General features: G+C 57.9%; 1 protein-coding gene. It reads right to left on the minus strand.

Going from position 1 to position 240, the window contains the following annotated elements; all coding sequences use genetic code 11:
- Positions 1-240: DUF4041 domain-containing protein (locus CUZ56_RS15460; RefSeq protein ID WP_126981210.1), on the minus strand; the 240-nt coding region annotated here is incomplete at both ends.

The raw sequence follows: 240 nt of genomic DNA on the forward strand, positions 1-240 counted from the left end.
GTTGCCGGCACGGATTGCTCTAACGCAGTTTTCTGCTTCGGCGTTGTATGCGCGCAGCATGAGTTTGGAGAGATCTGCGGTCAATCGGCGGCCTTCGGCGAGGGAGTTGTTGAAGCTGAACTTTTTGGCCATCACGATGGCCTCGCTGGTCTTCACGGCTTCCCGGACGTCAGCACGCAACTCAGCGAGGGCGTCCTTGTAGCTGTCGGCGTTTTCCAGAGGATGGTGGTACTCGTAGAC

Origin of the sequence: Saezia sanguinis (assembly GCF_003991585.1) — a bacterium.
GTDB lineage: Bacteria > Pseudomonadota > Gammaproteobacteria > Burkholderiales > Burkholderiaceae_C > Saezia > Saezia sanguinis.